Source organism: Pseudofrankia coriaricola, from assembly GCF_001854805.1.
Classification (GTDB): domain Bacteria; phylum Actinomycetota; class Actinomycetes; order Frankiales; family Frankiaceae; genus Pseudofrankia.
Genome location: NZ_MBLO01000139.1, coordinates 1 through 7,167, shown reverse-complemented (window position 1 = coordinate 7,167; position 7,167 = coordinate 1). Strand labels below are relative to the sequence as shown.

General features: G+C 67.8%; 7 protein-coding genes and 4 pseudogenes. 4 read left to right on the top strand and 7 right to left on the bottom strand.

Features of this window, described 5'->3' with window-relative positions; translation table 11 throughout:
- From BCD48_RS19755 to BCD48_RS46780, 4 genes and pseudogenes are all read right to left on the bottom strand, one after another.
- A pseudogene (locus tag BCD48_RS19755) lies at positions 1-291 on the bottom strand (ISAzo13 family transposase); the annotation flags it as partial.
- A gap of 922 nt (positions 292-1,213) precedes the next feature.
- Positions 1,214-1,491 (bottom strand): annotated as a pseudogene (locus BCD48_RS46790) (integrase core domain-containing protein); the annotation flags it as partial.
- A gap of 848 nt (positions 1,492-2,339) precedes the next feature.
- Positions 2,340-3,683 (bottom strand): sialidase family protein, encoded by a 1,344-nt coding sequence (locus BCD48_RS19750; protein ID WP_071049911.1) that lies wholly within the window; start codon positions 3,681-3,683, stop codon positions 2,340-2,342.
- A gap of 186 nt (positions 3,684-3,869) precedes the next feature.
- Positions 3,870-4,100: pseudogene (locus tag BCD48_RS46780) on the bottom strand (alcohol dehydrogenase catalytic domain-containing protein); the annotation flags it as partial.
- A gap of 283 nt (positions 4,101-4,383) precedes the next feature.
- On the opposite strand from BCD48_RS46780, the gene BCD48_RS19740 reads away from it, so the two are divergent.
- The 4 genes and pseudogenes from BCD48_RS19740 (at position 4,384) to BCD48_RS19725 (ending at position 5,793) form a co-directional block, all read left to right on the top strand.
- On the top strand, positions 4,384-4,692 hold the full coding sequence (locus BCD48_RS19740) for a helix-turn-helix domain-containing protein (protein WP_071049909.1): 309 nt from the start codon (positions 4,384-4,386) through the stop codon (positions 4,690-4,692).
- A gap of 23 nt (positions 4,693-4,715) precedes the next feature.
- Positions 4,716-4,871: pseudogene (locus BCD48_RS19735) on the top strand (IS6 family transposase); the annotation flags it as partial.
- Between the two features lie 114 nt (positions 4,872-4,985).
- Complete coding sequence (locus BCD48_RS54960; protein WP_274536555.1) at positions 4,986-5,258, top strand: DUF5372 family protein; 273 nt, start codon at positions 4,986-4,988, stop codon at positions 5,256-5,258.
- 121 nt (positions 5,259-5,379) lie between these two features.
- The gene (locus tag BCD48_RS19725; protein ID WP_071049906.1) at positions 5,380-5,793 is read left to right on the top strand and encodes a recombinase family protein; all 414 of its coding nucleotides are present in this window, start codon (positions 5,380-5,382) and stop codon (positions 5,791-5,793) included.
- On the opposite strand, the gene BCD48_RS19720 is transcribed toward BCD48_RS19725, so the two are convergent.
- From BCD48_RS19720 to BCD48_RS19710, 3 genes are all read right to left on the bottom strand, one after another.
- Positions 5,771-6,271 carry a recombinase family protein gene (locus BCD48_RS19720; RefSeq protein ID WP_071049905.1) on the bottom strand — a complete coding sequence of 167 codons (501 nt, stop codon included), beginning with the start codon at positions 6,269-6,271 and terminating at the stop codon, positions 5,771-5,773. The genes BCD48_RS19725 and BCD48_RS19720 overlap by 23 nt on opposite strands.
- Positions 6,271-6,750 (bottom strand): DUF5372 family protein, encoded by a 480-nt coding sequence (locus tag BCD48_RS19715; RefSeq protein ID WP_131804014.1) that lies wholly within the window; start codon positions 6,748-6,750, stop codon positions 6,271-6,273. Before BCD48_RS19715 ends, BCD48_RS19720 begins: the two co-directional genes overlap by 1 nt.
- 26 nt (positions 6,751-6,776) lie before the next feature.
- The coding region (locus BCD48_RS19710; RefSeq protein ID WP_071049912.1) for a hypothetical protein at positions 6,777-7,167 on the bottom strand (391 nt) is incomplete at its 5' end.

Here is a 7,167-nt window from a genome sequence, read left to right as displayed (position 1 = left end):
GGCCAACAGCGCGGGGCGTAGCCGCGGGTCGAGATCGGCGGTGCGCTTACGCCCGCCGCCTGGCCGTCGCGCCCGCCCCAGCGGCTCGCCACCCGCGTCCAGTTCGTCGACGCCTGCCGACACGGTGGCCTCCCGGACACTCGCGGCCTGGGCCACCAGCCGGATCCCGCCGTGTCCGAGCGCCCGCGCCTCCGCGGCCATCAGCAGCCGCCGCTGCCGCTCGTCAAGATGCGGAAAGATCGCCTCGAACTTCGCCGCCAACAGCTCCCGAGTAACCGCAAACCCGCCCATACCAAAGGATCATGCCGCATCCTCAGAACCTACGGATTATTTTCCGGCAGTCTCTGAGACTCACCACGATCAAGCACGAGCAAGGCCGGCATTCAGCCGGTCCCAACATGCAGCTCACGGGCCCGAGAGCCAGGCCGCCAACAGGGAGCCGAAATCCGCACCAAACGATGCCTGCAGGCTACGCGCGGCGGCAGCCCACGCCACGACACTGTGATCACCCTGGACTGGACCCCACCCCGGCCACACCAGGACCGGCGCCCCTCCTTCGGGAGTTCGGGCGAGCACCAGCCGACCAGCCACCACTCATGATCATCATGGCCGAGCGACATCGTCAACGGCGTGGACAACAGTGGATCGACTTTCCTACGGCCCTCTGGCGGCGACAACGGCCGCAACCGCCCCGGGAGGAGCCGACCGGCCAGGGTTCCCTCAGCCAGCTGGTCCCAGCGAGGTTCTGCCACTCTCCAAAATCCGCACCGCACAGACCCAGAGTGCCGTCGGACAGCGCACCGAGCCATCCCTCGGTCAGCACCAGCACCCCTCCCCCAGCCCCGCCCAAGGCGCAAAAAGCCCCCACAGCCGTCCGATCACACGCGCCTAACGGCCATCAGCACGAAATACCATGCCAGCAACGCAAAACCGCAGGTCATGGATCCGCCAGCCAGCTGCGCGCAACACATTCAGAACTTCTTTAGCCGCCCGATTACAAGTCGGCCATTTGGGTGTTTCTCCGTGTTTGCGCATGCCGCGCGTTGCCCATTCGTCCACGTGATGGCCGATTTTGCTGTCATCTGGGGTTTCGGAATGCCGCATCGTGTCGCGCCGTCCGTACACACAATGAGCACACATCCGGTCCCGCTAGCGGCAGTTGCCCAGCCGCTATGGCCACGCCAACACCCCCGATCGTGATTGCAGTGCGTAGCCGTCCCGGCCTTGCCCACGCGTGCTGGCTCCGTAGAACGGAGCCAGGAGTGACCAACCGTTGCAGCCGAAGCCTGCGCGGCAGGAGCCGGATCAGCGCGGCGAGCACGGCCCGGTCCGCCCAGTCCCCCACCGTGGCTTGGGCTGGGTACGGCACAGCACCGCGACCTCGTGCCGCAGCACAAGCAGCTCGATGTCCTTGGACGCCGACGAACGACCAAGCAGCATCAGCCAGCCACACACCCGAACGAAGATTAGATAATGCAGGCGCACGGACATGGTTGACCATCATGCCGACGACTGGGCCATCGCATCAGCCCAGGTCACGGGCCCAGGCTGACTTTTGACACCCCACAGGTGCCACGTCCCAGCCCGGGATGTCGGTGTAACGAGGCATCAGCAAGAGTTCCCTGACAGTCGCCCTCTACCGGTCCTTCCCCTCACCTGTGACCGTCCTGGCTGGGACGAAGGTCCTTGGGCTTTCCCGTGGGCTTCGCACCCGACCGATCAGGAACCGGCCACGCACGCCACAGTGGGGACAGGTCGAACGCAGACCCGGAGCTACGTCTTCGACATACGTCGAACCTCCTCCACGAGCTCACTCACAACGTGCGACTTCGTGTCGCAACAACACCCACCGACCCCACCAGGGGCGAGACCAGCGTCCGCCGAATCACGACCCCGCCACCGTCGTACCCCTCGACAGCCCGATCCGCCGCCACGAGGTCCTGAGCGGCGTGATCAACGAGTACCACCGCGCCGCTTGATCGAAGAACAAAACTGCAGGTCAAGCCCCCAAATCGAGTTTTGGCACGCTACACGCCCTGCAGCGAACGCGGCCGGGAATCGATCGTCGTGCGTTTCCCTGTCACGGCCTGCCAGCCATGTCCCGTCCGTGCGTAATGCACCCGCTCTACCCGGAATGGTCGCCAGTTGATGCTGCGTCCCCGTGACATCCACGAAACGGTCGAGCAAGCCCGCGCCGACCAGACCACGACGCCTGGAAACAGCGCTACGCGACCCGCGCCGGTGTTGAGGGCACCATCCACCAATCAGTTGCCGTCACCGGGCAGCCGGGTCGACCCGGACTCGCAGGTCGACCCGGCCGGCCCAGGCAGAGCGCCGGCTCAGCGTCCGGGCTTGCGGTAAAGACTAAGCGGAACCCGGCTGAAGATCGCGTCCAGTTCGGTCAGGTCATTGTCTCGGCCGTCGGACCAGGTGACGTAGGCGTAGTTGTCGTCCAGGGCGATCCAGGACCAGCGGTCACCGGGAGGTCCAGCGTGCGCGGCCGGCTCGGTTTCGCGGTTCACCTTCACCGGTGCGCTGAACGATCGTCCGTGATCGAAGGAGACGACGGAGAACGCGTCGACCGCGGATGTCCTCCACATCACGCCCAGATAGCCATTCGGGCCGAAGTCCATCCACGGCCGCTGGGCATCTGGGGCGGCGATCACGGCCGGTCCGGTCCAGGTCTTACCGGCATCCTTGGTGACGTATACCTCGAGGTTGCCGTCCCTGGGGACCATGACGGCGAATCGCCCGGACTGTGATGGGTCGGCCGATACCCAGGGGATGGGGTCGGCAGCACCTCGCTGCTGCGGGACCGGCAGGAGCGGTCCGCTTCCTGCCGGGACCGGGGTCCCGTTGCCGCCGGTCACTGGGAGGTCCGTCCAGGTCTGCCCGTCGTCGCGGCTGACGTGCAGCGTCACTACGCTCTCTTGGCTCGCGGAGACCAGGATTCCGCCGTGGACGGCGAGCTCACGACCTGGGTAGCCGCAGGCGGGCGGAGCCTGCGGAGACACCACGACACAGGGTTGGGGGCCGGGAATCAGCCTGGGCGAGCCCCAGGTCTGACCGCGGTCCGCGCTGACGGACACCGCGCTCGGGTACTGCCATTTGAGGCCGCCCACCGCGTAGACCTTGCCGGTCGCGGTGTCCACGCGTAGCTTCGGCGCACCGCTGAGCACGAGCGGCGTCGTCACCGGGCCGGACCACGTCCGGCCGCCGTCGAGCGACCGGGAGACCACGACCCTGTTCGTCTGGTTGGCCGTGGAGTCAGGGCCGACCTGATTGTTGAGGATGTAGAAGGTTCCCTTGGCATCGACGGCAACGTTCGGTTCGCCGCACTGAGGCCGGTCGCCGAGGGGCCAGGGCACCCGCGTCCAGGTTTGGCCCCGGTCCTGGGAGTAGGCGAGGAAGCACTCCCCGATGGGATAGAGACCCGGATGCGGCTGGAAGACCGTCGAGGTGAAGACCAGATTCCTGGGGTTCTTCGGGTTGATGACGACTGCCGGCTGTCCCTCCTTGAGATCCGGCGTGTTGGTCATGTTGATCTCAAGGATTCTTTCCCGGACTGGTTTCCCTGGCTCCGCCTGGGCGACAGAGGTGACAGAGGTGACAGATAAAACAGCCACCGCTGACAGTGCGATTCCGCACACTATCGCCCTGGATCGACCCGGTAACAACGTCATGGTCTTCCTTTCTTTCCGTCCCGCACGGTTCCGTCAGCTCTCTGCTGGCGGTCCGAAGAGCTCGGCGAGTCGGCCCCTCGCGCCGCCGAACTCCTGCAGTGGGATGGGGGTCCGTTCGGAATCTGCTATAGAGAAGAACCGCGAGACCCGGGTGGTCGCGACGGGACACAGCGGCGCGTCCAGGCGGGCCGCGGCTAGGTCTGTCTTCTCGACCCGGCCGACGATCTCGTGGCCGGCGATGGAGGGGAACGCACCGCCCCACGAGGTGGGGACGTGGCTGCGGAAATGGTCGACGTCGCTGTGGCACAGACCGGTCGCCTCCACCCGCAGGACCGCCCCGCCGGGCTGCGGGTCCGGCACCGGGAGCTCGCGTAGCTCCCAGGTTTCGTCCCCGTTGAACACGACGGCACGGCTCACGGCAGAACCGGTCACAGCCATGTCGCGGACCCCGCCGGGTCGCAGGTGTCGAGCGGCCTCGACGGCGAGGACGCGCGCCATGCCGCCCTTCGAGCGGCTGCGGGACCGCATCCATCCCGACTGCCTAGACCAGGGCCTGGGCGAGATCCAGACCGATCCCCGCGTCACCATCGTCGCTGCCCACAACGACACGTCCCGACAAAGTGGCCATGGAGTATTGCTATAGCAAACCTCATATTGGAGTCAAGCCCATGACCTGGTCGGGGTTCGCTATCTTGGCTGCATGGCCCGGCCCGCGCCCACCCGCGCGGCAGACATCGTTTCCTTCCTCACCGCGCACCCGTCGCGGGGCCTCATGATCAGCGAGCTGGTCCAGCGCCTCGGAATGAACATCGCCTCGGCGCACGCCACCCTGGCTGTGCTCTGCGACTTCGGGTTCGTCGTACGGGACCCGGTGCACCGGACCTATGTCCTGGGCCCGGCCCTCGCGGCGACCGGCTTCGCCGCCCTCGAACAGCACCCGGCCATCGAAGGCGCTGTTGCGTTCGCTGGGGACGGCGGTCAAGCTGGTCGCTCAGGCATGATCGAGTAGTGCGTCGTCGGCGTGTACGACCTGTGGTCCCGGCCTCGGAGTTTGCCGGGTTCCGCTTCCCACCCGAGGTGATCGTTCTGGCAGTACGGCGGTACCTGCGGTTCGCCCTGTCCTACCGCGACGTCGAGGAGCTGCTGGCCGAACGCGGCCTCGAGGTCGATCACGTCACGATCTACAGGTGTTGCGCCATGAGGCGCCTTGTCGTATCCCCAGCGCAGTTGGGGGGAACTTGGAGGGATGTTCTCGGGCCCGATGGCTAACCCGGCGCCGAAAGGTCAAGGGGCCGTTTCTCTATTGACTGTTCGGATTCGGTTCGGGTCACGCATCCGTTTCATCCGCTCCGCGGTGAGGTGCTGCGGGTCGAGCGGGTCGGTGTCCGTGGCGGGGTAGTTGTCTTCGTGTGTGAGGGCGGCCCGACCGGGCGGGTCCGGGTCGGTGAGTCGTGGACCGACCGTGGGGGTGATCCGTTGTCCCACCGGCTTGCCGGGGAGGCTCTCGTCGAGCTCAAGGTGCTGGTCGATGCGCTTGCCCGCCGTCGCGAGCAGGGCGCGCGGGTCGGCGGGTAGGCCGTGAGGGGGTCGATGTGGGCTGTGCGGGAGCCTGTGACGCGGATGAACGATCTATGGCGCACGGTCGAGCGGGTCATAGCGGTGGCGAACATGGCCACCGCGGCGCTGGAAGGCTGCCATGAACGGCACATCGAAGATCATGTTTTCGCACTGGGACCGGCTGGCATTGGTGTACGTCCGCCAGTCCTCGCTGCGGCAGGTGGTGGGAAACACCGAGTCCACGGCGCGGCAGTACGCGTTGGCGGACACCGCGCGACAGCTGGGCTGGCCGGCGGACCGGATCGTCGTGATCGACGCGGACCTGGGGATCACCGGGCAGGACACGGCCCATCGAGCGGGGTTCCGGGAGGTAAGCGCCCGGGTGTGCCTCGGCGAGGTCGGTGCGATCTTCGCGCTGGAGGTCTCGCGGTTGTCCCGGTCGTCGGCGGATTTCCAGCGGCTGTTGGAGCTGGCCCGGCTGACCGGGACGCTGCTGGTCGACGCGGACGGTGTCTACGACCTGGCCGACTTCACCGCCTCGTGCTGGGCTTGAAGGCGACGATGAGCGAGGTCTTATGCCGACGTCGGCATAAGACCTCGGACATGGTGCCCTTCAGCCCCAGCAGCATCCGGTCGTTGAACATCGCCGGGTGGTAGACCCCGTCGGCGTCGGCGATCAGGGTGTCGGTCATCCCGGCCAGATCCAGCAGCCGGTACCAGTCAGCGTTGTTGCGCGCGAGCCGGGAGACCTCGAGGACCAGCACGATCCCGACCTCGCCGAGCGCGACCTGCGCGGTCAGCTCGGCGAACCCGGACCGGCCCGCCGTCGAGGCACCGCTGATCCCGAGGTCAGCGTCGATCACTGTGACCCGGGCCTTGGGCCAGCCGAGGCCGACCGCGCGGTCGACCAGGTCGTACTGCCGGGCGGTGGACTCCCGGTTGCGCTCGACCTGGGCGAGGCTCGACTGACGCAGGTAGACGACCGCGCCCCGCCGCAGATGCGGCCCGCTGATCTTACCGAGGTCCGTCATCACTGCTCGCCGCCGTCGAACAGGGCCGCGCCACTGCCGCGATCAGCCGGCCCAGCAGCGCCACCGCCGCCGCGACCGCGTCGGCCGGCAGCCGCACCGCCACGTCGGGGACGCCCGCGGGCAGCCCCGGCAACGGAAGGCTCGGCTCTGGCCGGCACGGCATCGGGGGCCTCCTTTCTCGGACAGGCCTCAACCTTCTCCCTGATATCCACGTCGACAACCCCCGACACGGCGGAAGGCAACAGGCCAGCCACAACCCGTGTCAACTCGAGCAGGTCGCAGATCCGGCCGAGCGTCGGCTCCCCGACCGGGGTGCCCCCGCCGTCGGCGGCCGGCTCGGCCTGGTCCGTCCAGGCGGCCGGCATCATCGACTTGCTGCCGTCCGGCAGCTCGAGGATCAGCTCCAGCGCGCCGTGCCGGCGCATCCGGCCCAGCACCCGCAGCTCGCGGCCCTCGAACGGATGACCCGGACGGGTCACCCGCGCCACGGTCACCGGCCCCGTGCTCACCACGACGCGGCCCCCGCCCCGTCGCCACCGGCGGCGAGCACCGCCCGGGCGACCAGGCCAAGCGCCCGGCCGTCCAGGCCAGCGAGAGTCCGCAGATCCACCGGTATGCCCTCCGTGATGCTCGCGGCGACCCGCAGCACCGTGCCCTCGCCCGCCGAGCACGGCAGCCGACCGGCGTCCAGCGCCGCTACCGCGCCAGCCCAGTCCACCCAGGCGAATCCATCGGACGTCGCGACAAAACCATCGACGAAATCCGGCCGGAAAAGCCAGCACGCATGCGCGACCAGCAATCCAATCGCCGCCGTCGCGCACAGGTCACCGCGCGCATAGGCACGAAACGCGGCCACAACGTTCTCGATGCCAGTAGTGTGCCGTGGACTCGTTCGA

Excerpts from the sequence above, each read along its gene's own strand:
- BCD48_RS19720 (WP_071049905.1), bottom strand. The coding sequence starts at position 6,271 with ATGACGGACCTCGGTAAGATCAGCGGGCCGCATCTGCGGCGGGGCGCG.
- BCD48_RS19725 (WP_071049906.1), top strand. The coding sequence starts at position 5,380 with ATGAACGGCACATCGAAGATCATGTTTTCGCACTGGGACCGGCTGGCA.
- BCD48_RS19750 (WP_071049911.1), bottom strand. The coding sequence starts at position 3,683 with ATGACGTTGTTACCGGGTCGATCCAGGGCGATAGTGTGCGGAATCGCA.
- BCD48_RS19740 (WP_071049909.1), top strand. The coding sequence starts at position 4,384 with ATGGCCCGGCCCGCGCCCACCCGCGCGGCAGACATCGTTTCCTTCCTC.